The following is a 24,198-nucleotide window of genomic DNA, read 5'->3' on the forward strand; positions in this document are numbered from 1 at the left end:
AGCCGGATTTGCTCAATCTTTCTTACACTACTCACGTTAAAATAAAACCTCTGTTTATTTCTCTGAAACTTTAAGCGGTTCTTCTAAGAATTTCACCTACTGGGTCGATTTCCTGAGAAAAAGCGAAATAGGTTCTATACGTAAAAAACCAAATTGTGGAAATCACACTTAGAGCGAGAGTACCTAACGTAATACTCATTTCCGCCGAAAGAGCGTAAGCGCCTCCGACTAAAACGACTAAACGGACCGGTTCTACAAAAAGAGCCCAACGTCTTTTTTCTAAGATTCCACCAATTGTCAAAAGAGAAATCAAAGAGACAAAACTAATGACACTTATATTGAACCAAGGAAGGGATTGAACTTTAACGAGCATTCCGAATGTAAGCACTACGGAAAGGATAAACCAAACGAGAGAATATAAACTTAAACCTTTAGGAAGGTCTATATCAAATTTATGGAATGTTTTTGTAGAAACTTCAGGAATCGGATACTGACCTCCGAGTTCTTTTGGTCTCCAGCCTGGAACTGCAAAAAAGACCTTAAACTTATCCGACCAGCGAGGACAATTCCAAGCGAGTTCGATCATTTCCCACCAATAGTGAAGATTAGCCCAAATCGGATTAAAACTACGCAGAGGTTTAACGGTTCCGTAAACAGGTTCTTCGGATTCAGGTTCAAAGGTTCCGAACCATTTGTCAAAAACGATCAAAGTTCCTCCATGGTTTCTATCGATATATTTGGGATTGATTCCGTGGTGAACCCTATGATGAGAAGGAGTATTAAAAATCGCTTCGAACCAACGAGGAAATTTATCGATCGCTTTAGTATGAATCCAGAATTGATAAATAAGATTGAGTTGTCCGTTTAAAAGCATCACTACCGGAGAAAAACCGATCAAAGCCAGAGGAAGATAGAAAATCCAAGTAAAAAAACCGTGAAAACTCGCCTGTCTGAGAGCGACTGTGAGATTGTATTCTTCACTTTGATGATGTACAACGTGCCCTGCCCAAAGAAAGTTGATCTCGTGACTCAAACGATGAGCCCAGTAATAGGCGAAGTCGTAACCGATAAAACAAAAAATCCAAACTGTTACTATAAGAATCCAAGCCCAAGTATAAGAGCTAAGTCCTAACATTCCATTTGGAAAAATGGAAATGGCTTCGCTTGGCCAAGAAGGAAGATTGAAAATCCTAAAATTTTGATAAATGTAAAAATAAGCTGCTAAAGTAACGGTTTTAGAAAAAACTCCCACGACCTGACTTGCGGTTCCTGCAGACAAATCGTTGATGGAATCGTTTAAACGATAGAGTTTACGTTTGTGATATGTGGAGAATCCAATTTCCAAAAAGATCAATAAAAAGAAAAACGGAATTGCGATCGTGACAAGATTGATTTCCATAGAGCCATCCCAGTAAGTTCTACTTTAAGTTTATTCTTCTAATTCGTTCGAGGTCAATTCAAAAACATTGTTTAGGAAGGATCGTTTTAATATCACGATCGTTATATGAAATACAAACATCCTAAATTAGAATGTCGTGTAACAAAGCTTAGTAGATTAACTTGAACACAGTGACTCTACATTTAGACCTGAAAATTTTCACCTAACGTGAGTAGGAAGTAAGAAAATCAGGACTCTTTAGTTTTTGTCAATACATTATATGCAGAAAACGTAATGTAATATTTCACCTTAAATTTCAATATAAAACGCGACGCTTTAGTTTGAGAGAGTTTTGCTTTAGTTTCCAGAGCATCGATCTCTTTCACGTTTATCGAACTCATGTCTTACTACTCGGGCACATGAAAATAATACTATGCTAATGTGATGAGAGTGTGAGAAAGAATTTTTTAAAAGTATGAGTTCCTACAATTTAAGAATTTATTCGTAAAATCGTGATTTTGTGGTAGTTCCCACATTTAAAGAATCGATCTATAAAGTTCAGATTTCAACTTTTTTCAGAATCTGGGTTTCTTACGTCCTGTTCACATTTATGCTATATAAAATCGAATACCGTTAAATCTTTATCGTAAAACACTGTTTCAGTGCAAAATATTGGGTATTTTATTCTATAGTTCTTGAGTAAGATTATTTCAAAATTTAGGATTGGTTTCAAAAAAATAAAAGTTCTAGATTAGATATAATTTTTTGAGAACTTCTAAGTCTTGGATAAAATCGACCGTTAATTTTTATTATCGTTTTTATATGTCCGGGTAGTAAGTCGATATTTTCTAAGATTCAATCTGTTTGTGATCGTGGCATTTGGATTATCTGTTTCAATGACTTCGCCTCGTAAAACCATCGGTGCTACCGCTTCAAGCACTATACCACGATTGTAAAACGAATCTTTAAGACCGATTCGTTTTACAAGTTCCGGTAACGTCAAAACACCTCTTGCAGTTTCAAGTTTTTGGCGAATTAGCGGCTCGAATTTTTTTCTGCGTCGATTCACTAGTCGATCCACCATCTTATGAATTACCAATTCCCAAATAAAATGAATTATTTTTATAGTGATTGGGTCCATGATGAATTTACGTTAAAATAGATTTTAATTTTTATGAGAATCGAAAAACCAAAAATCGACTGGACGCCTATTCTTTTAGGATTTTATAAAGTTCCCTTGGAATAAGCGTTTTATGGATGATCCGTGTTAGAAAGATTTTAGTTTTTAGAATCAGTTTTCATTCAAATTTACTTTAGTTCTAACGAACATAAAAAATTGAATCAATCTAAACGAAATTGATTCATAGGAAACTTTTGAGTCATTTCTTGGATGCCGCCTTTGACTTTCGTTCTATTCTTGTCATCGTTTGGATGATCTAAAAAGTCGCAGATTAAATTTCCCACGATTTCCATATCTGCAGGTTTGAGGCCTCGAGTTGTCAGTGCGGGAGTTCCTAGGCGAATTCCGGAAGCGACCGCGGGAGGATTTTTATCAAAAGGAATCGCATTTTTATTTACGGTAATTCCTACTTCGTCCAATCCGTCGGCCGCTTGTGCACCAGTAAGTCCTTTTACGGAAACGTCCAAAAGAACCAGGTGATTGTCCGTTCCACCGCTAACAACTCTGTAACCTCGTTTTACAAAAACTTCCGCTAAAGTTTTGGCGTTTGCAAGAACGGTTTCAATATATTTTTTATAGTCTGGTTGAAGGGCTTCTTGAAACGCCACTGCCTTGGCCGCGATCACATGCATCAAAGGTCCACCTTGAATTCCTGGAAAAACGCGAGAGTTTAGTACTTTCTCATTTTCTAATGTAGAAAGAATTAGCCCGCCTCTAGGACCTCTTAAGGTTTTGTGAGTGGTGGTAGTCACAAAATCAAACATACCAATCGGAGAAGGATGATAATCAGTAGCAACAAGACCCGAAATATGAGCGATGTCCGCCATTAACTTCGCGCCTACTTCTTTTGCAATCTCAGCAAACTTAGAAAAGTCGATCGTTCTCGCATAGGCGGAAGCTCCTGCAACGATTAGTTTTGGTTTATGTTCTCTTGCGAGTTTTGCAATTTCGTCGTAGTTGATAGTCTCGGTTTTGGGATCTACGCCATAGGGAATTGGTTTATAAATTTTTCCGCTTACGTTGACAGGAGAACCGTGAGTCAAATGACCTCCGTGAGCAAGATTCATTCCTAAAAAAGAATCTCCCGGTTCTAAACAGGCAAGAAAAACGGCCATGTTTGCTTGAGCGCCGGAGTGAGGTTGAACGTTTGCATATTGAGCGCCAAAAAGTTTTTTTGCTCTTTCGATGGCGAGTGTTTCCACTACGTCAGCGTTATGACAACCGTTGTAATATCTTTTGCCCGGATAACCTTCGGCGTATTTATTCGTGAGCGTGGATGTATAAGCTTCCAGAACGGCTCTGGAAACGAAATTTTCAGAGGCGATCATTTCCAGGTTATTTTCCTGTCTTTCGTCCTCTTTTTTTAATGCTGCAAATATCTCTGGGTCTGCTTTTGGAAGAAACTGCATCTGGGCCTTCTTTCTGATAGTTCCGAGTAAAAGTCCGATTTAGTCTCTGAAGATAAAATCCATCCTAGAATATTTGTTTTCGAAAAGCAGTTTTGCTTCTTGAAATACAACTTTCTGAAATCGGAGATCACTCTCTGAGCCCATTTTGGAAAGACCCAAGGATTCGGCAAATACATGAGATAGATCCTGACCAAATTTTACGGTAGAAAAATCTTCCGGAAGAGAGGTCACAAAATCGGTATGTTTTCTATTTTTTCTGTATTCCGGTTCTTCGGGTGGATGTTTGAGTAATTTGGAAACTCTTTCGATCAGAGAAGGTTTCAAAATTAAGGTTCCATGATGAACGACCGCACCTTTTTTTCGAAACTGAGCGTTTCCTGAAATTTTTTTTTCCAGACCATTTTCTAACACCGCGAGATCCGATTTTCCACGGAAAGAAGCGTCTAACGTTTGTCTTTTTAATGTTTCTAATACTAAACTTAGAAAATAATCGTAGGATTCTTTTACCTTGTAGAGTTCTGGTTTTACGTCTAAAGAAATGAAAAACGTAAAGTTCAGATTTTCTTGTGGATGATGAACTACGGTTCCGCCTCCGCTGGCCCTTCTTACGATTGCAGGAAATTCTTTTGTAAAACTGTTTTGATCTTCTATTTTAGAATCGGATTTGAAACTTTCTATTTTCGTTTTTTGATCGTTTTCGAAGATTTCCTGTTTCAAATTAGAGTGAAAATTTTTTGTCGGTTTTTGGAAAACGTTATCGTTTTGATTTTGAACTAAGTTCTGATTTTTTTCTGATTCTAAATCCTTCGACAAAATCTTTTTACTAAGTTCGGATTCTTGAAAGTGTTGAAGTATTTCCGGTAGTATTGTATCTTCCGCTTTTTCGGAAAGTCCGAGTACAATGGAAAATGAATTTTTCCAGATTCTAAGTCCCGCTCCATATCCTGAAGAAACAAGATGAAGCCCGATTGCTTCTTCGATTGCAAGGTTAAACGCCGCAGATCGGAGAGAATTTTGAACGAATGAAAAAGTACGCATCTAAACGGTTTCCATTTGCAAGTTATGGATTCTTAAGTTTTTACGCAATCGGAATGATTGTTTGGCTGTAGTTCCGACCTAAGTTTTACTATTAAATTCTTGTGATTTGTAATAGCTCCTACGTTTTTCAAATATGGCTGTAGTTCCGACCTAAGTTTTAGTATTAAATTCTTGTGATTTGTAATAGTTCCTACGTTTTTCAAATTTGAAGCTAAAGAGCCCGGTCCGGCAACGCCGGATTCACCCAAACTTTTTTACGTAAAATTTCACACTATTGAAGCGTAAACGATTGTGTTAGTTTATTATATAATTCTTTCTAAAAACAAAAATAAAAGAAAGAGTAAAAAGGAATCCTAATATAGCGACTAAACCCAAAAGAGAACGTTCTGTAGACCAGGTTCCGTTTTCTATCTTTCGATTCACTTTCTGTGTTTCCATATCAAGAATCGGCGCTCCACCAGAGACCGAAATAGAGACCTCAAATTTAGGAGAAGGATAACTTACCTTAAACGCTTTCATGTCGGAGGGCACGTCTTCCAGGATTCTTTCTTGTTTAGAAGCACCTATAAAGGAAATTTCCATATCCTGCGGTTTTGAAAAAATGGCTCTAAAACCTTCTTCTTTTTCGGTGAGCATTCTATCTTTGAACGTAACCGTGGAAAGATTACTTGCTGGAATCGTATAAGAAATTTGTAATTCAGAATTTCCAGGAAGAATTGCTCTATCCAATAATTTTCCGTTTGGCCCGTCTCGAAAGGAGAGGGGAATCGGCATTCTGGAATCCCCTTGAGTCAGTTGCCCCATCACTTCGGTCGCTTCGGATGGAACAAAAATTTCAAAAAGGTTTTGTTCATCCTGAAAACTTTTAGGGGGAATTGTATTATTAGATATTAGAAAAATCTTAAATACTCTTAGAAAGTCTCTCCCCCTGGAAATCTGCATGGCCGATCTGGTTCTTAAAAAAGATTTATCTTTGGTTTTTTCGTAGACTACTATTTCCTGAATTCCAGAGCGAAGAACAGGAACCGGAGGAACCATCTTGTTATAATTTACACCTTCGTATTTGGCTTGAAGAAGAATTGGAGTTTGATCCGGGACGGAAAGTTTTGGTATGACGAAAGAACCATTGGAAGGTCCAATTTCTTTAATTGGAATCATACCTTGTTGAAGTGCAATAACCTTAAGAGATTCTATGTTGCCTTCCTTGCCGGTTGTACCGTTTTTGATACGGATTTTAAGATCCAGTTCTTCCGAATCAGTTGGTGATTGGATTAAAAAAAGAAGGAATAAAATCTTAAAGAATGTCTTCATTTTAGGTTTTAGAACCAATTTAATTTTACCCTTTCAAAAAGAAAATCCTTTACACCCACTTTTCTTTTCCTTAGTTGTATTCTCTTTGAAATATGCATCTTCCGTTTAGAAATTTCTTAAGGAGATTCCAATGGGTTGGTTGAAAAAAATAACGGCGATATTAGGAATTCTTTTCGGAAGTCTTTTGATTTTGATTTATGTAATCACGTATCATCCGGATCAGGCGGAGCCTGCGGAGATTGTATGTAATGAGAACGCACCAATCTTAAAAGAGAATTCTAAGATCAAAGTATTGGTCTGGAATGTACAATATCTCGCCGGAAAAAAAAGGATTTTTTGGTATGATCTGCCTAAGGGAGATGGACCGGACACAGGACCTTCCAGAGAGGAAATCGAAGAAACACTTAAAAAAGTAACCGACTACGTTCGATCGGAAGATCCGGATGTGATACTTTTTCAAGAACTTCATGACGGAGCAGAAAATACGTTTCGTGAAGATCAGTTGGAAAGAATTCTTTCTAAGATCGGGTCCGCTTATGTTTGTAGAAGTGAGGCCTTTTACTGGAAATCTACTTTTGTTCCACATCCTAAAATTTTGGGAAGTGTGGGTATGAAACTGGCAACGATCAGTAAATATAAAATTTCTGATGGGATTAGACATTCTTTGCCTTTGATGCCTGCGGATCCTATCTCTACTCAGTTCAATTTGAAGAGGGCGATCCTTCAAAATGATTTACCGATTGAAGGTGGGGATAAATTTACGATATTAAATACTCATCTAGATGCGTTTTCACAAGGAACAGATACGATGCATCGGCAGGTGGAAACGATTACCGGTTTATTAAAAGAACTGGATCTTGCAGGGCATTATTGGGTTTTGGGAGGAGATTTTAATCTTCTTCCTCCTGGATTTGATCGAAAGTCCATGCATCCTAATGGAGCTTTTTTTTATTCGGATGAACAAGAAATCAAACCTCTTTTTGACAGATGGAATTCCGCCGTTCCATTCAAGATTTTGAATGGACCTGAGAAAGAAAAATATTACACATACTATCCGAATGATCCTGCGATTGGAAAGCCGGATAGAACCATCGATTATATATTTTATTCTTCTAATTTAAAACAGACAGGATATAAAGTGGATCAGAAAGATATTCTTTGGACCATTTCGGATCATTTTCCTCAGATAGGAATTTATCAAACGACTCAAACACAGTAGAATGATTTTACTAAAATCGTTTGATAAACGCGTTAGAGTTTTTGAAAAGTTAATTTTCTTTTGTTTCTTGTTCATTCAAATAAAATGGATACGCCGTTTGTTATTTGTCCCTAGTAAAATTGAGTATCCTTAAATGTTGTTGTAAAAAGTCGATTCACGTGAGTTCGGTATAACAAGAAAAGGGCTGATGCGGGAGAACTCAAGCAGAACATTTTTCTATAGATCATGTTCTAATTGCAAAACGGGGAGCGGGTAATTTTTTGGATAAAAGATCAAAAGAACTTGGAAAAAACGGATATGAGACCTTTTAAAATATTAGGAATTCAGCAGGTTGCGGTAGGCGGAGAAGACAAAAAAAAATTAGAAACGTTTTGGGTGGATATACTCGGACTTGAAAAAACAGGGACGTTTCGAAGTGAAAAAGAGAATGTTGACGAGGATATTCTCAGAATGGGTAAGGGCGCCTATGCTGTCGAAGTAGATATTATGCAGCCGATTGATGTAAATAAAAGTCCGAAAGTACACGAACCGAAACTCAATCATATAGGACTTTGGGTGGATGATATTCATAAGGCAGTGGAATGGCTGACCGTAAAAGGAGTTCGTTTTACTCCGGGTGGGATCCGTAAAGGCGCGGCAGGATACGACGTATGTTTTATTCATCCTAAAGGAAACGAAGAATTTCCGTATTCCTCTGAGGGGGTGCTCGTAGAACTTGTACAAGCCCCTGCAGATGTAATCAAGGCACTGAGCTAAAAATTTTTAACGCTGCCGAAATCGTCCGTTTGAAGTAATTCTAAGTTTCTGTTTTTGCGATTCTAAACGAATTGTCGTAATTGTTATTGTGGTTTTTGGAATATTTTAATTTTATAATATATTGATTTTTTTATAAATTTTTATAGATGAGCATTTTGTTTGGGTGGCCTGCGTGCACGAACGTCTATATTTTTTGTCTTAGACTTTGTAGAGAATCTAAAATAACGTGAGCAGGGCGTAAGAAAACCATAATTCTGAAAAAAGTTGAATCTGAACTTTGTAGATCGATTCTTTAAATGTAGGAACTACTGCGAAATTTTGTTCGGAAAAGTATGATTTAAAATCATATGAGTTCGATATAACGCGAAAGGGATCGATGAATGAACTAAAGCACAACGCTCTCTATCATGACCAACCTCACAAGTATTTAGATTTCAATATAGATCTGTCGGAATTACGACAAATCCTCTGTAAAAACTGAGTTCCCACCCTTATTTTTGGGTGGGGCAGAAGTTCGGAAGACTTTTCTCTATCAGAAAAACATACTTTTTGCAAGTAAAAAGACTCATTCTTGTCGGAACACTTGAATAATGTGCATTTTTATCCTTCTGATTCTAAAATCTTCTTTCAACTTGTGGGTAAGGTGATGGCTCTCTATGAATCGCGTTGTGGGGTCAAGTTATTGGTATTTTATGAAAATTGAATCTGATTCTAAAATTTCACAATAACTTGACCGAAGTTAAAGAGCCTGGTCCGGCTGCCTGTGGCAAGCCGGATTCGCCCTAATTTTATTACGTAGAACTCACGTTAAAATCGCAAAAAAGATAAAAAGAGACTTAATCTGTAGGAACTACCACAATTTAAAAAATAGAAGTTTATAACTGTCGTATTCAAGTGTGGGAACTCTCACAAATCCTAAAAATTCGTCTCAAAAACTTAGAATAAAATCATTTTTGAATCTTCAATAAAATGTGGTAGTTCCTACAAAAACCGCGATTTACCAATTTTTAGCATTCTTTTGTTATTAAAATTTCTATGTGAGTTCCCACAGTTTTACGAGATGAAAACGTTTCACTTCTATTGACGTTAGACAGTTTCTAAAACAAAGGCTATGGTCAAAACAAGTGGCGATTGAGACAAAATAGAAAGAAGTTTTTTAAAGATATTTTTAGAAACGAATCGAAGAAAAGTAGATTCAAAAAATCACTTTTTACTTAAAAGAAAAAAGGTTTTCATTGGGCCCTTACCCTTGACCGAAATTACACCTCTTTCTTCAAATAAAAATAAGTCTTTAAGAGATTCATAAACCGCTTCGGAGCAATGAATTTTGCCGGGTTCTCCGTGTGATTCCATTCTAGAAGCTGTGTTCACGGAATCTCCCCAAAGATCATAAACGAATTTATTCTTACCGATTACGCCAGCCACAACGTCTCCCGTATGAATACCGATTCGAATGTTAAATTCGTACTTCCAGGATTTCTGAAGATCTTTAAGCCCCTGAATCATATCAATTCCGGCTAACGCGATTTTTTCGGCGTGGTCTTCGGTTACGATCGGAATTCCGCCCGCCATCATATAACAGTCTCCTATGGTTTTAATTTTTTCGAGCTGATATTTACTGGCGATGTCATCGAAACAGGTGAAAATCTGATTTAAAATTTCTACAAGTTGATTGGGAGTAGGGATTTGTGTAGCAAGTTTGGAAAAACCTACAATGTCCGCGAATAAAACGGTGGACTTCTTAATATAGTCCGCGATTACAACTTCTCCCGCCTTGAGTCTTTCCGCAGTAGATTTAGGAAGAATGTTGAGCAAAAGACTTTCCGATTTTTGTCTTTCTTTTTCCAGACCTTTGTTTAGAATATTAATCTTTTCTAAAGAATCTTTAAGTTCTCTGTTTCTTTTGGAAAGGTTTTTATATGCGTCTGCGTTATCCACTCCTATAGCTACGTAGTTAGCCAGAGTCCTAAGGATGTTGAGTTTGTTTTCGTTAAATTCGTTTTTATTAAAACTCTGAATGGTCAGGATTCCGATAAACCTTTCTTCTACTTTTAAAGGAAGATAAACCACTGAATTTGTTTTTTCTCCAAAATGTTTTTGGATGACGGAAATATATCCAGGAAAATCCTTTTCTAGATCATTTGTGATTAGCTCTTGATTGTTATGATAACAAAAAGAAGAAGGATTGTCCTCGGTAAGAGAATCCACAGTAGGAGCGGGTGTATAACGACCTTCGATCAGACTGAACTTATATTTGATTTCGTTTTTTCCTTCTTCGATGATACCGAACGCTAAAACGTCCATAGAAAGCATCGATTTAGTATTTTCGTAAACGGAAGTCAAAATGATTTTAGGTTCCAAGCTGGCCGTTATCATCTGACCTATTTCACTCAACTGTTTTAGGTTTTGATAGGAAGAAACAAGTCTTTGATTGGAATCCTGAAGTTCCGTTTGGGTCTTGATCAAACGATTCTGGGTTGAATCTCCGATCTTCATAAGTTTAGAAGATTGTTTTAGAAGGGATTCGTATGCTTCTCCGATTTTTCTCAGTTCTTCTATAAGGTTTTCCTTATCTAGAGAATCGTTATTATCTAGGATTTCGTTGACTTCGTTTAACAATTGAAATTCATTTTCAAAAAAGGAATTGAAGTCTTTTTGTTCCATGTAATTTTCTAAAGCCACGTTATATTTAATTGTAGGACTTGAGTTCGAATGGAAGGGAAAGATCGGATGAAAATTCTTCACCGGTTTCTTGCATATCGTCGTCGTCCTCTTTATATAACCAGAGTACTCTTACCTTACCGTTTTGATCGTGGTATTTTTGAAGAGAATCCAGAATATCCATGATAACCTTAGACGAACTTGTATTGAAATAATCCAATTGGAATTTGACCTGAATTTTGGATTTAGAATTCATCGCAGCGTTCAGCCAATCGAAAACGGGTTTATAAAATGCGATCGCATTTTCAGGATAGGATTCTCCTATAATTTCAACAAAACCTTGTTCTGTATCTAAGATGACTTCTGGAGAAGTTTTTGTTTGTTGTATGTGTAATGATTCCATTCTTAATTTTCCTTTGTAAAATATGCAGAAAGCGTGAAGAACGAATGTTTATCGTCTATCGGGGATATGTTGAAAGAAAGAGGTCCGTCCGATTTTCTTGCAATGTCTATCAAACCCACTCCCGCACCCTTGCTATCCTCAGGTCTATTTGAACGTAACTGTTTTTGGTAATAAGTTTTTAACTCATCCCTAGACATAGAATTGATCTTCTCGCATTTCATTTTTAACGATTCTATTTTTTCGTTTAGTACAAGATTTCCCGCAGAAACGTTATAGCCAACTGATTTTTCATTGACCATAATGATACCTACGCCGGTTTCTCTTCCATCTTCGAGAGATTTTCTTTCCGCTGAATAGTGTAACATATTTTGAGCGAGTTCGATAAAAACCGCGAAGATTTTTTTAATTTTAGATTCAGCACTTAAGGAAGTCCGAATCATAGAACCGAACTCCGTTAGTACCTCTTGCGATAGACGACCTTTAAAGGAAACAATGAATTGATAATCGTAGGTGTCTCTATATTGTTTGAACAGATCTAGGGACTTGTTTTCCATCATTTCGTTTTATCATACTCCTATATTTTTATTCGCCTGGTTAGACTCTAAATCCGATTAAGGTTATATCGTCTCTTTGGGCTTCTCCTGCTTGGTATTCATCCAAAAAGGCCGCTAGTTGATTTTTTTGTTCGTATGCGGGCAAAGAGAGAACGTTTTGTAAACGAGCGATTAATCCTTTACTCGTAACTCTTTGTCTTTGTGGATTTGGTTGATCCATAAACCCGTCCGTCGTAAGATAGAACATGGCGGATTGTCCTTTTTCCAATTTCACTTCGTGGGTGGAATACGTTCTTGAAGCTTCTTTTTGTCTTCCACCAATAGAGTGTTTATCTCCTTTGATCTCTTCGATATGGTTACCTTTTGAGAAATAAAGAGGTCTTTTGGCTCCGGCGAATAGTACTTTGTCTTCATCAATTCGACAAAAACAAATATCCATTCCATCCGATGAATTGGCTCCTAAAGTATCTTGTTTTAAGGCTTGACGAACGTTTCTGTTTAAATGTTCTAAAACCTTTCCCGGATCTTTGATCCCCGCTTCATTTACGATTTGGTTGAGCAAAGTATTTCCTATCATTGACATTAACGCACCTGGAACTCCGTGTCCAGTACAATCGACTGCGGCAAGAAAAATTGACCCTTCTTTTTTACTGAACCAATAGAAGTCACCCGAAACGATGTCTTTAGGTCTAAATAAAACGAACTGATCTTTTAAATTTTTTGCAAGAATGTCGTCTGATGGAAGGATCGCTTGCTGAATATTTAAAGAATACGTAATACTATCCGTAATACGCTGGTTCTTAAGTTCAAGGTCCGCGTTAGCTTGAGCCAATTCTCTGGTTCTTTCTCTAACTTTCTCTTCCATATTCGAATAGAGTAATGCGTTGTCTATGGAGATCGCGGCTTGAGAAGAAAGAATGTTCATGATCTGAAGACGGTCGGAAGTAAACGCACCTTCCGAAAGGTTGTTTTCTAAATATAGAATTCCTGAAATTTCTCCTTGTTTAATAACCGGAGTGCAAAGAATCGATTTCGTTTTAAAGTTTTTAATATATTCGTCTTTATTAAACTTCTCGTCTTGGCTTGCGTTTCTTAAAACTAGATTCTCTTTGGTTCTTTCTACGTAATAGATGAGAGAAATTGGAAGATTTTTACTACTTCCGAGAGGAATTCCAGCTAATACTTCTACGTCGTCTTTGGAAATGGAACCTTCGGCTTCTACGTATAGTTTGCCTTCTTTTTTGAGAATGAGAACACCTCTTTGAGCTCCTGCATTTTCGATTACGATTTTCATCAATTTGTCTAAAAGGTTTTCCAGTTTGATTTCTCCCGAAATCGCCGTAGAACTTTTTAGAACCGATTGAAGATCCAGAGTTTGACCCGAATAAATTTCGGTCGCTGTAGAGGTTGTGCTGGAAATTGTTCTATGAGTTCGCAACAAACCAGTTCCTCTTTCTCGGATGAATTCTGGATATTTGGACTTGAGCATACTTTGTTTTAGATTGGCTCCCCAAAGACCGTAACGGTGGTAAGCTTCGTTGATAAATTCTCCCGCGATTTTTACGCTTCCTTTCGAAAGCCAGAATAGAGCCGCGTTTTCGCAGGCGAGGGCTTCGTCGTTTTGAAATTCATTTTTTCTAGCTTCTCGAATTGCTGCTTCGTAAGTTCTTGCTGCCTTCCAGTTTTTATATTCTAATCTTGCCAGTTCCGCTTCTACAAGAAGGTATTTATGATAAAAGTTTTCGGGACAACTTTCCGCCAAGATGAGCAGTTGTTTTTGATTCTCCCGAATTTTTTTAACCAATTCCTTTTTGCGATCTGGAGAAACTTTTTTATAGTTTGCGGCCAAGGCCAAAGAATACAAAAAGTTATATTCGAAAGGACCGTACTGACCTCCTAAATATAGAATCATACCATTGGTTTCTTCGGCTTCTTGAAGTGCTAGTTGGTATTCTCCATACATCAAAAGAGAACGAATCTTCATCACTTTAAAAGTGCAGATAGGCGCCAAACTTTGATGATCGTTGCACAGATCGATATATTCTTTTTCCAGATATTCCGTAGAAGAAAAATCAAGATGACTTCCGGTTTCTCCCCTTAGATTGGAAAGTATGAGTGTGGTTCCCAGGATTGTATCGATTGCAAGATTATTTTTCACTTTTCTGACGAACTTAAGTAGCTCGTTGATTTTAGGTTTTAGAATTTCCAGATTTTTTCCTTGAAATAAAACGTTGGAAGCGTCATTCATCGCGGCATAACTACCGTGTAAAAATTCTCCGGAATCTAAAGCGGATTGAACACATTTGATATTGATTTCTTCCGAAAACTTTAAGTGTTTAACAAAAGAAGAGGAATAGTTGGCGAGAATATTTGCCGCCTTGGTATATCCTCCTGAGTTTATATATTTCTCACTGAGTTTAACCGCAAGTTCGCAAAAATCATAGGCTCCTTTGTAGTCACCTTGGCCCACTAAAACCATACCGTAACAGGAATAACCGTAGGAATCGGAAAGGTTCCCGAATTTCAAAAGAAGATTTGCCATCTTCAAACAGATCACAGGAAAAAGAGCGGGCTCTTTATTGTAAGCCATCGGAATTGCACTGATCAAAAGATTGACTGCCCAGATATGGCTCGGGTCTGTCATCGTAGGAGCGTCTAACAACGATGTTATGTTTCTGTTTTTAAGATTTTTTTTGGCTTCTTCGAGTTCTTTTTTGACCACCTTATCAAAACCGGAAGTTGGAAGTTCTATACCCAGAGGTTTTAACGCTTTGATAACGGTGGGCATGGCTAGGTCGTATTTACCTTGTGCAGAATATTCAATCATCAGCAAGTTATACGCTTCTGCTTGTTCTACAGGAGTTTTTGCCTGTTTTAGAATATTCTGAATCGTTTCCTGAGATTCTTCAAAGTCTCCATTGAGATATAAAACTTCCGCGAGTTCCTTATGAACTGCATAGGAAAGATCGTATTCTTGATTCCAACAGTCCTTTTCGGATTTACAAATAGAGGACAGAAGTTCTTTTGCTTGAACACAATACAATTTGGAAGGTTTATAAGCCGCGGAAAGTTTTGCTTTTTGTGCGGCTTGAAGATTTAACTGAAGTAGTTTTCTTTTTTCGGAATTATCAACGATGAGAGTAGAACCTGTATTCAAATGGTTTACAACGTCGAAGATAGAATCTTCTAAGGTTTTTTCATTGAGGTTTTCGAGAAGAATCCTACCGATTTGAAGACGTAGGGATCGTTTTTGCTCATCGTTTAAAAGTTCATAACTCGCTTGTTGCACTCTATCGTGTTGAAAACGAAATTGAATCGACTTTGCGATTTGAAAATTCTTATCTTGATTTTTTTCGATTTCCACCATGGAATCCACAAGACGATAGTTGTCTCCTATAGGAACGATCAATTCCTCTTGCATAGTTTCCATAAGTGCTTCTGCGGTTTCCTTTAACGTGGCGCCTAAAATTTTGGCCTGGATCGCAAGATCAAAATTACTTCCAATACAAGAAGCGAGTTTCAGGGTTTCTTGGGTTCTAGGAGGAAGTTTTTTGATCCTATTGACGAGTAATTCTACAACGTTATCCGAAATATTTGTGTTTTTAATTTTTTCCAGATTCCAGACCCATCTTCCAGAGTCTGTAAGGTTTCCTTTTTGATAAGAGATGGTTTCTTCTTTGGAAAGTTGTTTTAATAATTCATTGATGAAAAAAGGATTTCCTCTCGTTTTAGAATAGACTATCTCCGCAAAACTCATGGTTTCTTCGGTCGGTCTACGTAAACTATCCGATAAAAGTTCATTTACGTTTTCCAGGCTTAAAGGTTTTAGAAGGATTTTATCTAAACGAAACCCTTCCTTTTCTAAACTGCTGATCAGAGCCGAAAAAGGATGTGTGGAATCTACTTCATTGTCTCTATATGCAAGTATTAGAAAAAGATAATTTACCGAAGCGTCTTCGATCAGGTTTTTGACGAGTTCAAGAGAGGGTGTGTCCGCCCATTGTAAATCGTCTAAAAAGATGGCGAGTGGATGATCTTGGTTCGCAAAGATCTTTATAAAATTCTGAAATACTAAATAAAAGCGGTTTGCGTTTTCCTGGGGACCCAACTCGGTAACTGGAGGTTGTTCTCCTATGATAAACTCGAGTTCCGGTAAAACGTCTGTGATCACTTTTCCGTTTGCACCTAGAGTGTCTCTGATTTTGTTTTTCCATTCTTCGATTCTTTCTGGAGATTCCGTAAGAATTTGTTCGATCAAATTGGAAAAAACTTGGATAATTGCACTAAAAGGAACATTACGATTGTATTGATCGAATTTTCCGGAAATAGAATATCCTTTTGATTCCGTAAGAGGTTTATTGATTTCTTTGACAAGAGAGGATTTACCAACTCCGGAATAACCCGCGATCAAAACGATACTAGGTCTACCAGTTTCTGTCATACGTTTGAATTCGTTTAACAACGCTTCAATGTAGCTTTCTCTACCGTAGAGTTTTTGAGGGATTTTAAATTCGTGAGAATAATCGGTGGAACCCAGCGGAAAAGCGGGGGCGTCTCCGGATTCCAACCATTTGTCTCGGATGATTTCTAAATCGTTTTTGAGTCCTTCGGAGGTCTGGTATCTTTCTTCTGCGGTTTTAGAAAGAAGTTTTAAAACAACGTGAGAAAGCGCTTCCGGAATTTCGCTTCGGATTTTACGGGGATCGACTGGGGATTTTGCAAGATGGAAGTGGACTAACTCCAAAAGGTCTTCGCTTTCAAAAGGAAGTTTTCCGGTAAGAAGTTCATAAAAAGTGACACCTAAGGAATAAAAGTCACTTCTATAATCCACGGAGCGATTCATTCTACCCGTTTGTTCAGGAGAAACGTAGTGAATACTACCTTCTAAACGGTTTGGATTGGACCAGGAACTTTCTTCTTTGGGAAGCCGTGTGGAAATTCCAAAGTCTACGATTCTTAAAACGTTTTCGTCCGGGTTGAATATGATGTTGTCCGGTTTTAGATCTTTATGTATTACCTTTTTATTATGTATTTCTCCGAGTTTTTCCGCGAGGTCGATCGCGATTTTGAAGAAGTCTTTTAGGTTTACAGGTCTTTTTTGAGAAAAATGTTTGAGGGATTGTCCGGGAACGAACTCTAAAATGAGTATAAAACCTTCCGGAATTTTTTCCATTCCGAATGCGCGAATCATTTTTTCAGAAGAAAGATGACTTAAAATTTCATATTCGTTTCTAAGGTTGACCACGGCAGGATGTAATTCGTCTAAAATTGGAATGTATTTGACTACAACCTCTGTTTTGTCCTTTGAACGGACGGCTTTGTAAACCTCCGTGGACGAATCCGTATTCATTCTATCTTTAATTTCGTAACCGTCTATTTTCATATATATTGATTTTCTTATATTCGTTTAAAGACGAAATAAGAGTCCTCCCCAGTAAAACCCGCCTCCGACTGCAGGAGTGAGGAATAAATCTCCTTTTTTGAATTTTCCTTTATAATAATATTCTGATAAAACGATAGGGATGGAAGCCGCAGAAGTGTTTCCCACTCTTTCAAAGTTCATTAGAATTTTCTCTTTTGGAAACCGAGTCCTTTTGAGAACGTCCTGCACTACCACGTCGGTTCCGGGATGAGGAACCACCCAGTCTACGTCGTCTATCGTTAGACCGTTTTTTTCCAAGAGTCTGTCCATGGCTTTAAGTGTAAGATCCGCCGCATTGGTGACTAATTCAGGATAACTTTTAACGTAACTATTGGGAGGAGGTCCGGTTACAATGATACCCGCCAGATCTCCTTCGTCTTGAAGAAAGGAATCTATGATTCCGGAATTACCGTTTTCGGTATGTTCTAAAAAAACTCCGGCAGCAGCGTCCCCTGCGGTAAATTCTCCATAACCTCCCATTCTGGTTCTGACGGAAAAACGTTCGCTTCCAATTACAAGTGCGTTCTTAAATTTACCGGATTCTAAAAAAGCACAAGCGGTTTGAACTCCGTGAACAAAACCAGTACAGGCGGTACTGACGTCAAAAGAGAGTGCATTTTTGGTTCCTGAAAGTTTAGAGGCTTGTGGGGCTAAGTCAGGAAGGTAATAACGATCGGTCCAGTTTGCTAAGATGTAAAGATCTACTTCTTCCGGTTTTTTTCCAGCGTCTTTTAAAGCCATCTCCGCCACTTTAGAAGCCATAAACATTGGAGTTTCTGATTCATTGGCCCTTCTTCTTTCGTTGACTCCAATGTTGCCTATCACCGCTTTTTCGGCTGGATGCATTTCTGGAAATTTCAAACGAGAGCGGATTTCTTCGTTGGTGACGATTTTTTCGGGAAGATAGTGACCGAATCCGGTGATTTGGATACCGCTCTGATTTTTTCCACTCATAAGGGGCCTCTAGTAAATTCGAATATCATTTTATTATGGAAGTCTTGTATATACCATAAATTGTTCTATGTAAATCTTTTCTGGATCTAATTCGCGTAAAACGGTTAGTTCCTCTGCCGTAACGGGAGGTTCGTGTTTGAGAGGAATATCCTCGTCAGGAGGAAGCCAGGAAGTATAGCGTAGAACTGCTTCTTCAGGTTCCATCTCTTCGTCGGAAGGAGGTGAGATCCAATGAGAGAATTCGAAAACGTGATCCGAGTTTGGGGTTCTTTGAAACCTTCCGAATTGACAGACCGCTTCCATAACTCTGTCTCCTACCGAGGTAATGTAGTTTACGTGTTTTACGAATCTTCCTCGGTTGGCCTTGGCGACTACAATACAATCTGCGACCGCGGCTATGTCGTTGGCTCCTCCCGAACCAACTAGAAATTTTCCTTTGGAAGTTTTAGTGGAGTTGATGTTGCCGAACCAATCCACTTCTGCTGCTCCCAACACTCCTAGGCAATGATCCGGGACTATCGTTCCTAAAATACTTGTAATGTCGGAAAGCATAGTACAGTCTTTTGCATGTAGTTGGCTAAAAAGAAAAACGTCTCCGGTATGTGGCTTCATAGAAAAAAAACCTAGTTCCGTGATAATCTTAACTTCAATCCCTTCTTTCTCTAAAAAACGGGCAGCGGTCCAAGCCGAAATATGAGCCGCACCGATACCAGCTAGAATCGTTTTATAACCATTAGATTTGACGTATTCTTGAATCGCTCTTGCAGCTAAAATGATCATTTGTTCAGAATCGTTTACGGTTTTTGGATCCTCTAATTTAGTTACTTTGTTTTCTTTGGGAATATGCTTTAGTCTTTTAAGACGAGAAATTCCTACACGTTCTAAATATTCTGCGTGACCACCCTTTAAGTTTACAAAATCTGAATACCATTTTTCTGCACGGGAAGGGGCGTTTGCGGCTTCGTTGGCTTCTATCTGAAATTCGTAATCGTCTAAATACGTAGAAAGTTCGGCAAAAGCTGGAATTCCGGGAAGGTTATAGACTCTAAGAGATTGAGGATGGGCTCCGAATTCAGCGATGGACATTGCTTTGACTCTATTTCCTGGAATCGAAACAAGCTCCGGAGGAATGGAACCTTTAGGAACGATCTTTTCCACAGTAGCGACTACACCTTGTTTGGCGGAAAGCGCTCCCCAGTAACCTTCACCGCTGGGAGGACAAAGAACTAGATTCCCTTCTTCGTCTCCAACCACAGCGTGTAAAAGTGTAAGATCCGGGTTTAAAGGGAGAATATAAACTAAATCCACTCCTTTTTTACCTCTATAATTTGAAGAATGGGAGCCGTTGATACCTTGGTGTTTTGGATCCGGAAGTAAAAAAGCCGTTTTGCCTAACTTATCTAAAATTAGATCACTACCTAAAAGAGAATTTGTGATAAAACCTGGAAGTCGCATCGCTCCGGCCATCAATCTTTGAACGATACTGAGTAGGGACCAGAGTTCTAGTTCGAACGGTTTCCCTTCCAATAAATTAGAGTATAATGAATTAGGAGCAGGTTTAGGATAATTGTCTCCCGCAAAACCGGTGATCATCTTTTTTACTACTTTAGAAATTGTAAGAGCGTGTGCGCTGGAATGAATTCCTGCCATACTAATCACAAATTCAGGATTTGAATTTTGAAAACAACGAGCGAGAGAATAGATGAGAGCATTCGGTCTGGACATGGTCGCGGAAAGGTGCAGATACATTTTAGGTTGCACCGTTTCACGGATCATCTCGTCAGGATTTTGAAAGATCTTCGTGTTTTTTTCCAATGAATTCTATACTTCCCAATCAGTGTGAAGATGATTCGTTTAAAATTTCCGATTAGGAGCGAACCTCCCATACTTCGCCTAAAAGAAAAAAGTAATATTCTATTACAAAAAAAGATATTCTTTTGTAAATCTTGAATACTTTACAGCGAATCTTTTTTTACAAATGTCGAATGGGTTTAAAACAAGTTACAACGGTAGAAAGATTTTACTTTTAAGAATTCTATAGCAAGAACTTTTTTATAAATTGCAACAAAACTCTGAATCGATTTAAGGAGAGTATTCTAAGAACCGAAATTATAATTAGGAAAGTCGTATATATTTACACTTAGTTTTGATAGAAAATTGATTTCAAAATTGTAAAGTAATAATGACTCAAATAACGTGAAGTAATTTATGTCCCTCACACGTTAGCCGATAAGTGATAACAATGACAGATATGCAGATAGAATTTCCGGGAAAGTATCATTTTTCTACGGAGTTATTCATAAGAAAAACGGATCTCGCTTTAGATATTCACGTATCTTTTGCGTCCATTTTAGATTTAGTCATGGAAGCACATCTGCAGTTCTTTCAGTATCTAGGATTTTCTGTCACGGATATTTATGGAAAAAGTATCATTTTTGCGAACGCTAGGATTTTATATCAGGGAGAATTACTCTATAAAGATCAAGTTAAGATAGACGTAGTTTTAGATAATTTAGGGGAGAAATCTTTTGATCTGACCTTTCGTCTTTCCAAAGATCAAAGGAAAGAGAAAGTAGCTCTCATAAAAATTAGGGTTTTATTTTTCGATTATTCCATCCGTAAAGTAGTGTCTGTTCCGGAAGGTTTTAGAAAAATTTTTACGGAAGAAAAAATTCCAGTTTATACTTCTTCTCAGATTGAAATGGTTCAGGAGACAAGTTCTGTTCGAAGTAAAAGTTTTGATAAACTGGAGGTTTTGCGTTTTGCACATGGTCTTACTCTTAAATTATACAGGATTGGAAATAAAGCTGAAGTGATCAAAGAACATGGCTCTCTTCTGGAACATATCCGTTCTGTTTCTATTCTTTTGCCGGTTCGAATTTCGGGAGCCTGGGGGAGTAGGATTCTTTCGGAAAAAATCAAAAACATTCTAAAAGCGAAAGTACATTTGGAAGAACTCAGATACCTTTTGATTTTACTACAGGATCTAAAAATCGATTCGATTGAAAGCGAGTTATCTGATTTAGAAATGATAGACAAACATCTGAAAAAATATCTTATCCGGGTTCGGAATGGAAAAACTAGAAAACTAAATTGAGAGCCCACCCAAAATCTTAGAATCAATCATTTTTGAATTTTCAATAAAATATGTGAGTTCCCACAAAAACTATCTGTAATTTGATTATTTAGGAGAACTTCCATAAAAAATGAATTTCTAATTTAAACGAGATGGTTCAATCGTCGATTTTCGTCCACAAATTGAATTCTGATCGAAAATGATAAAGCAGGTTTCCGAATCTAAACGTTAGATTTGTGCGAAGGTTTGCAAGTCTGTATTTAATAGGGTCTCTTTGAGTTTATGGAAATTTTTTGAAGTAGATTCTATAAAAGCTAAAATTTCAATTTTAAAGCTTTATCAGTAAGTTATAATATTAAAATATAAAATTTGGAGAATATCATGAAGGATAAAGTTGCCATTGTGACCGGAGGAAGTACTGGAATTGGAAAAGCGGTCGTAAAGGAATTTGTCTCCAAGGGTGTTAAAGTTGTTTTTTGTGGTCGTAGATTGGAAGAGGGAAAAAAATTGGAATCCGAAGTGCGTGCCGAAGGTGGAGACGTATATTTCGTAACCTGTGACGTAACTTCTGGAGAACAGGTAAAAAAGGTAGTGGATACCGCCTTGGAAAAATTTGGAAGATTGGATTTCGGAATCAACAACGCTGGGATTATGGGCCTCAACCATCCTTTACACGAATATCCGGAAGACGTTTGGGATAAAGTGGTGAACGTAAATCTCAAAGGAACTTGGTTATCGATGAAATATCAAATTCCGGAAATGATCAAAATAGGAGGAGGGGCTGTGGTAAATGTTTCTTCTATATCTGGAATCAACGGAGTTGTTGGAATCAATCCTTATGCGGCCGCAAAACATGGTGTTGTAGGACTTACAAAAAGCGCCGCACTAGAATACGCGAAAAAAAATATTCGAGTCAATGCGATTTGTCCGGGAGCTGTAAAGACTGAAATTTTAGACGAACTTTTTCATCTCGCAAAAGATCCCGTAGAAGCGGAAAGACAGTTGGTAAAATTACATCCTATTCATAGAATTGCTTCCCCTGAAGAAATTTCTAAAACCGTACTTTGGCTTTGTAGCGAAGATTCTTCTTTTATTACCGGGACCGCGATTCCTGTGGACGGTGGATATTCCGCGAAATAAAAGTTGGAAATTAAAAAACGTAATCTGTGGGAACTATCACACAAGTTTTGATGAAGAAAAAGTGCGAGTTACGAAGAAACGTAATCTGTGGGAACTACTACGTTTGCCAAAACGGTTCCAAGTGATATACTGATAAAAGTAGCTATCAATTTAGTTCTATTTGGATTGTCTAAGTGAAATTCTCATCAACCTGTAATATGATTGGAAATTTTATAGAAACGATTCTGGTTTAAGGAGTGTTATTTTTAGAACTAAATCGTACTAATTGGGTTATAGCTTATTCAAAAAAAAGAATGTACTAAAGATTTGTTCTTGAATTTCATAAATGACACATATTTATAATATAATTTTAGAAAGTATTTTAATTTTCAGTGTTTCTCCATGATTGTTAATTATTTTGGAATTACAGAAAAAGGAAATTTTCGTTCCCATAACGAGGACTCGATGTATGTATCCGGTGAAATTGTAGCCGGAACGGTTTCAGGGTCTTTTTCTTCTTCGGGAATGAGAGAGGCCCCTTTGATTCTTGCGCTTGCTGATGGAATGGGCGGACATATTTCCGGAGAAATTGCAAGTAGAATGACACTTGAAAAACTCGCCTGGACGGAAAGGGCGGTTCAACCTTTGGATGAATTATCTCGTGTAGGTTGGCAGAGTTTATTCAGCATCATCAATCACGAAATCAACGATTATGCTAAAGAAACCGGAAAGCTGGGAATGGGTGCCACGTTAGTCGGTATTTTGTTCGGAAAAAGAAAGGTTTTGGTCTTTAATATGGGAGATAGTAGGGCCTATCATTTTTCTTCCCAAGGGATTCAAAAGATAACGGTCGATCATTCTTTTGCGGGTCCGGTCAAAGAAAACCAGGTTTCCAGAAGTTACATTACTAGTTGTATTGGAGGAGGTACTACCGATCTTCAGATGGATCTTTTCGATATTACAAATTCTTTAAACGTAGGAGATCGTATTCTTCTTTGTACGGATGGATTAACGGACGTAATTAAGATAGACGATTTAGAGGAAATTTTAAAAAACTCATCCAACGCAAAAGAAGCTTGTTATCATCTTTTAGAAGAAGCAAATCTAAGAATGACTAAGGATAATACTTCCGTGATCGTAATCGAGGTTCAAGAAATTATACTTCCCAATTCCAGAACTTGGAAATTTACTCCAAACGAAAAAAAACTGTAAGAGTAAAAAAGAAATTTCCGCTTGGTGTTTTTTCAAAAGAGGAACGAAATGGAAAATCAGATTTTCTTAATATTTCCAAAAAACCAAGCCCCGCTCCTTTACTGGATTTAGGCCTTTCACCTTTAATTTTTTGTAGATATAATTCTTTTACTTCTGCTTCCGAAAGAGATAAAAAATGATCCAGTTTTTTTTCTAAAGTTGATGCAGTCTCTTCGCTAAGAAGATTTGCGGTAGAAAGTTTAAGTATATGATTTTTTTCTTTTACTAAAATTAGACCAACTCCATAATCTCCTTCTTTTTCCAAAGAGTAGTGGCTTACATTCTGGACCATTTCTATAAATACGTTTAGGATTTTGTTTTTCCCTTTTTGATTTGTAATTCTATCTTTTAGAATTTCGGTGAGGTTTCCTAAAATTTCATGAGTTACTGCACCTTGGTAATAGAGAACCGATTTTAATTTTTTCAAATAATCGTATTGTCTATACAGTTTGTCGAATTCCATCCTA

At 37.5% G+C, this 24,198-nt stretch carries 17 protein-coding genes and 1 pseudogene; 5 read left to right on the plus strand and 13 right to left on the minus strand.

Features of this window, described 5'->3' with window-relative positions; genetic code table 11:
* Positions 1 to 70: 70 nt before the first annotated feature.
* From LEP1GSC049_RS223580 to LEP1GSC049_RS223565, 5 genes are all read right to left on the minus strand, one after another.
* Complete coding sequence (locus LEP1GSC049_RS223580) at positions 71 to 1,399, minus strand: sterol desaturase family protein (RefSeq protein ID WP_004758366.1); 1,329 nt, start codon at positions 1,397 to 1,399, stop codon at positions 71 to 73.
* 778 nt (positions 1,400 to 2,177) lie between these two features.
* A complete protein-coding gene (locus LEP1GSC049_RS0204570) occupies positions 2,178 to 2,519 on the minus strand; it encodes a hypothetical protein (protein WP_016748597.1) in 342 nt (113 codons plus the stop codon).
* A 200-nt stretch (positions 2,520 to 2,719) separates the two neighbouring features.
* Positions 2,720 to 3,967, minus strand: coding sequence for a serine hydroxymethyltransferase (gene glyA, locus LEP1GSC049_RS223575; RefSeq protein WP_004758342.1), 1,248 nt, complete (start codon positions 3,965 to 3,967; stop codon positions 2,720 to 2,722).
* A gap of 39 nt (positions 3,968 to 4,006) precedes the next feature.
* Positions 4,007 to 5,005, minus strand: coding sequence for a lipoate--protein ligase family protein (locus LEP1GSC049_RS223570; protein ID WP_004761613.1), 999 nt, complete (start codon positions 5,003 to 5,005; stop codon positions 4,007 to 4,009).
* Between the two features lie 294 nt (positions 5,006 to 5,299).
* The gene (locus LEP1GSC049_RS223565) at positions 5,300 to 6,316 is read right to left on the minus strand and encodes a hypothetical protein (protein WP_016748598.1); all 1,017 of its coding nucleotides are present in this window, start codon (positions 6,314 to 6,316) and stop codon (positions 5,300 to 5,302) included.
* A gap of 130 nt (positions 6,317 to 6,446) precedes the next feature.
* Here LEP1GSC049_RS223565 and LEP1GSC049_RS223560 point away from each other — a divergent pair, with 130 nt between their 5' ends.
* Positions 6,447 to 7,535 carry an endonuclease/exonuclease/phosphatase family protein gene (locus LEP1GSC049_RS223560; RefSeq protein ID WP_004761529.1) on the plus strand — a complete coding sequence of 363 codons (1,089 nt, stop codon included), beginning with the start codon at positions 6,447 to 6,449 and terminating at the stop codon, positions 7,533 to 7,535.
* Between the two features lie 297 nt (positions 7,536 to 7,832).
* On the plus strand, positions 7,833 to 8,291 hold the full coding sequence (locus LEP1GSC049_RS223555) for a VOC family protein (RefSeq protein ID WP_004774567.1): 459 nt from the start codon (positions 7,833 to 7,835) through the stop codon (positions 8,289 to 8,291).
* A 1,203-nt stretch (positions 8,292 to 9,494) separates the two neighbouring features.
* Here LEP1GSC049_RS223555 and LEP1GSC049_RS223550 read toward each other — a convergent pair.
* The 6 genes from LEP1GSC049_RS223550 to LEP1GSC049_RS223530 are packed head-to-tail and all read right to left on the minus strand — an operon-like array spanning position 9,495 to position 20,100.
* Positions 9,495 to 10,955 (minus strand): adenylate/guanylate cyclase domain-containing protein, encoded by a 1,461-nt coding sequence (locus LEP1GSC049_RS223550; RefSeq protein WP_004754863.1) that lies wholly within the window; start codon positions 10,953 to 10,955, stop codon positions 9,495 to 9,497.
* Between the two features lie 25 nt (positions 10,956 to 10,980).
* On the minus strand, positions 10,981 to 11,355 hold the full coding sequence (locus LEP1GSC049_RS223545; protein ID WP_004753666.1) for a DUF1987 domain-containing protein: 375 nt from the start codon (positions 11,353 to 11,355) through the stop codon (positions 10,981 to 10,983).
* Between the two features lie 2 nt (positions 11,356 to 11,357).
* The gene (locus LEP1GSC049_RS0204580; RefSeq protein ID WP_004774553.1) at positions 11,358 to 11,912 is read right to left on the minus strand and encodes a SiaB family protein kinase; all 555 of its coding nucleotides are present in this window, start codon (positions 11,910 to 11,912) and stop codon (positions 11,358 to 11,360) included.
* A gap of 37 nt (positions 11,913 to 11,949) precedes the next feature.
* Positions 11,950 to 17,292 (minus strand): AAA family ATPase, encoded by a 5,343-nt coding sequence (locus tag LEP1GSC049_RS223540; RefSeq protein WP_016560412.1) that lies wholly within the window; start codon positions 17,290 to 17,292, stop codon positions 11,950 to 11,952.
* Positions 17,293 to 17,316: 24 nt separating this feature from the next.
* A complete protein-coding gene (locus LEP1GSC049_RS223535) occupies positions 17,317 to 18,285 on the minus strand; it encodes a ketoacyl-ACP synthase III (RefSeq protein ID WP_004763008.1) in 969 nt (322 codons plus the stop codon).
* A gap of 33 nt (positions 18,286 to 18,318) precedes the next feature.
* Positions 18,319 to 20,100, minus strand: coding sequence for a CoA-transferase (locus LEP1GSC049_RS223530; protein ID WP_004755214.1), 1,782 nt, complete (start codon positions 20,098 to 20,100; stop codon positions 18,319 to 18,321).
* A gap of 427 nt (positions 20,101 to 20,527) precedes the next feature.
* Here LEP1GSC049_RS223530 and LEP1GSC049_RS223525 point away from each other — a divergent pair, with 427 nt between their 5' ends.
* Positions 20,528 to 21,382: an acyl-CoA thioesterase gene (locus LEP1GSC049_RS223525; protein WP_004758394.1), complete on the plus strand. Its 855-nt coding sequence runs from the start codon at positions 20,528 to 20,530 to the stop codon at positions 21,380 to 21,382.
* A gap of 117 nt (positions 21,383 to 21,499) precedes the next feature.
* Here LEP1GSC049_RS223525 and LEP1GSC049_RS2000000227715 read toward each other — a convergent pair.
* Positions 21,500 to 21,688 (minus strand): annotated as a pseudogene (locus LEP1GSC049_RS2000000227715) (hypothetical protein).
* Between the two features lie 54 nt (positions 21,689 to 21,742).
* Here LEP1GSC049_RS2000000227715 and LEP1GSC049_RS223520 point away from each other — a divergent pair.
* Complete coding sequence (locus LEP1GSC049_RS223520; protein ID WP_004755393.1) at positions 21,743 to 22,501, plus strand: SDR family NAD(P)-dependent oxidoreductase; 759 nt, start codon at positions 21,743 to 21,745, stop codon at positions 22,499 to 22,501.
* Between the two features lie 381 nt (positions 22,502 to 22,882).
* Positions 22,883 to 23,692: a PP2C family protein-serine/threonine phosphatase gene (locus LEP1GSC049_RS223515; RefSeq protein ID WP_016560403.1), complete on the plus strand. Its 810-nt coding sequence runs from the start codon at positions 22,883 to 22,885 to the stop codon at positions 23,690 to 23,692.
* On the opposite strand, the gene LEP1GSC049_RS223510 is transcribed toward LEP1GSC049_RS223515, so the two are convergent.
* A complete protein-coding gene (locus LEP1GSC049_RS223510; RefSeq protein WP_004754631.1) occupies positions 23,667 to 24,194 on the minus strand; it encodes a SiaB family protein kinase in 528 nt (175 codons plus the stop codon). The two genes, LEP1GSC049_RS223515 and LEP1GSC049_RS223510, sit on opposite strands and share 26 nt — an antisense overlap.
* Between the last annotated feature and the right edge of the window lie 4 nt (positions 24,195 to 24,198).

This window comes from Leptospira kirschneri serovar Cynopteri str. 3522 CT, assembly GCF_000243695.2.
In the GTDB taxonomy this organism is placed as follows: domain Bacteria; phylum Spirochaetota; class Leptospiria; order Leptospirales; family Leptospiraceae; genus Leptospira; species Leptospira kirschneri.

Bases quoted from the DNA above. Each gene is read 5' to 3' on its own strand.
- LEP1GSC049_RS223580 (WP_004758366.1), bottom strand. From the start codon at position 1,399: ATGGAAATCAATCTTGTCACGATCGCAATTCCGTTTTTCTTTTTATTG.
- LEP1GSC049_RS0204570 (WP_016748597.1), bottom strand. From the start codon at position 2,519: ATGGACCCAATCACTATAAAAATAATTCATTTTATTTGGGAATTGGTA.
- glyA (WP_004758342.1), bottom strand. From the start codon at position 3,967: ATGCAGTTTCTTCCAAAAGCAGACCCAGAGATATTTGCAGCATTAAAA.
- LEP1GSC049_RS223570 (WP_004761613.1), bottom strand. From the start codon at position 5,005: ATGCGTACTTTTTCATTCGTTCAAAATTCTCTCCGATCTGCGGCGTTT.
- LEP1GSC049_RS223565 (WP_016748598.1), bottom strand. From the start codon at position 6,316: ATGAAGACATTCTTTAAGATTTTATTCCTTCTTTTTTTAATCCAATCA.
- LEP1GSC049_RS223560 (WP_004761529.1), top strand. From the start codon at position 6,447: ATGGGTTGGTTGAAAAAAATAACGGCGATATTAGGAATTCTTTTCGGA.
- LEP1GSC049_RS223555 (WP_004774567.1), top strand. From the start codon at position 7,833: ATGAGACCTTTTAAAATATTAGGAATTCAGCAGGTTGCGGTAGGCGGA.
- LEP1GSC049_RS223550 (WP_004754863.1), bottom strand. From the start codon at position 10,955: ATGGAACAAAAAGACTTCAATTCCTTTTTTGAAAATGAATTTCAATTG.
- LEP1GSC049_RS223545 (WP_004753666.1), bottom strand. From the start codon at position 11,355: ATGGAATCATTACACATACAACAAACAAAAACTTCTCCAGAAGTCATC.
- LEP1GSC049_RS0204580 (WP_004774553.1), bottom strand. From the start codon at position 11,912: ATGATGGAAAACAAGTCCCTAGATCTGTTCAAACAATATAGAGACACC.
- LEP1GSC049_RS223540 (WP_016560412.1), bottom strand. From the start codon at position 17,292: ATGAAAATAGACGGTTACGAAATTAAAGATAGAATGAATACGGATTCG.
- LEP1GSC049_RS223535 (WP_004763008.1), bottom strand. From the start codon at position 18,285: ATGAGTGGAAAAAATCAGAGCGGTATCCAAATCACCGGATTCGGTCAC.
- LEP1GSC049_RS223525 (WP_004758394.1), top strand. From the start codon at position 20,528: ATGACAGATATGCAGATAGAATTTCCGGGAAAGTATCATTTTTCTACG.
- LEP1GSC049_RS223520 (WP_004755393.1), top strand. From the start codon at position 21,743: ATGAAGGATAAAGTTGCCATTGTGACCGGAGGAAGTACTGGAATTGGA.
- LEP1GSC049_RS223515 (WP_016560403.1), top strand. From the start codon at position 22,883: ATGATTGTTAATTATTTTGGAATTACAGAAAAAGGAAATTTTCGTTCC.
- LEP1GSC049_RS223510 (WP_004754631.1), bottom strand. From the start codon at position 24,194: ATGGAATTCGACAAACTGTATAGACAATACGATTATTTGAAAAAATTA.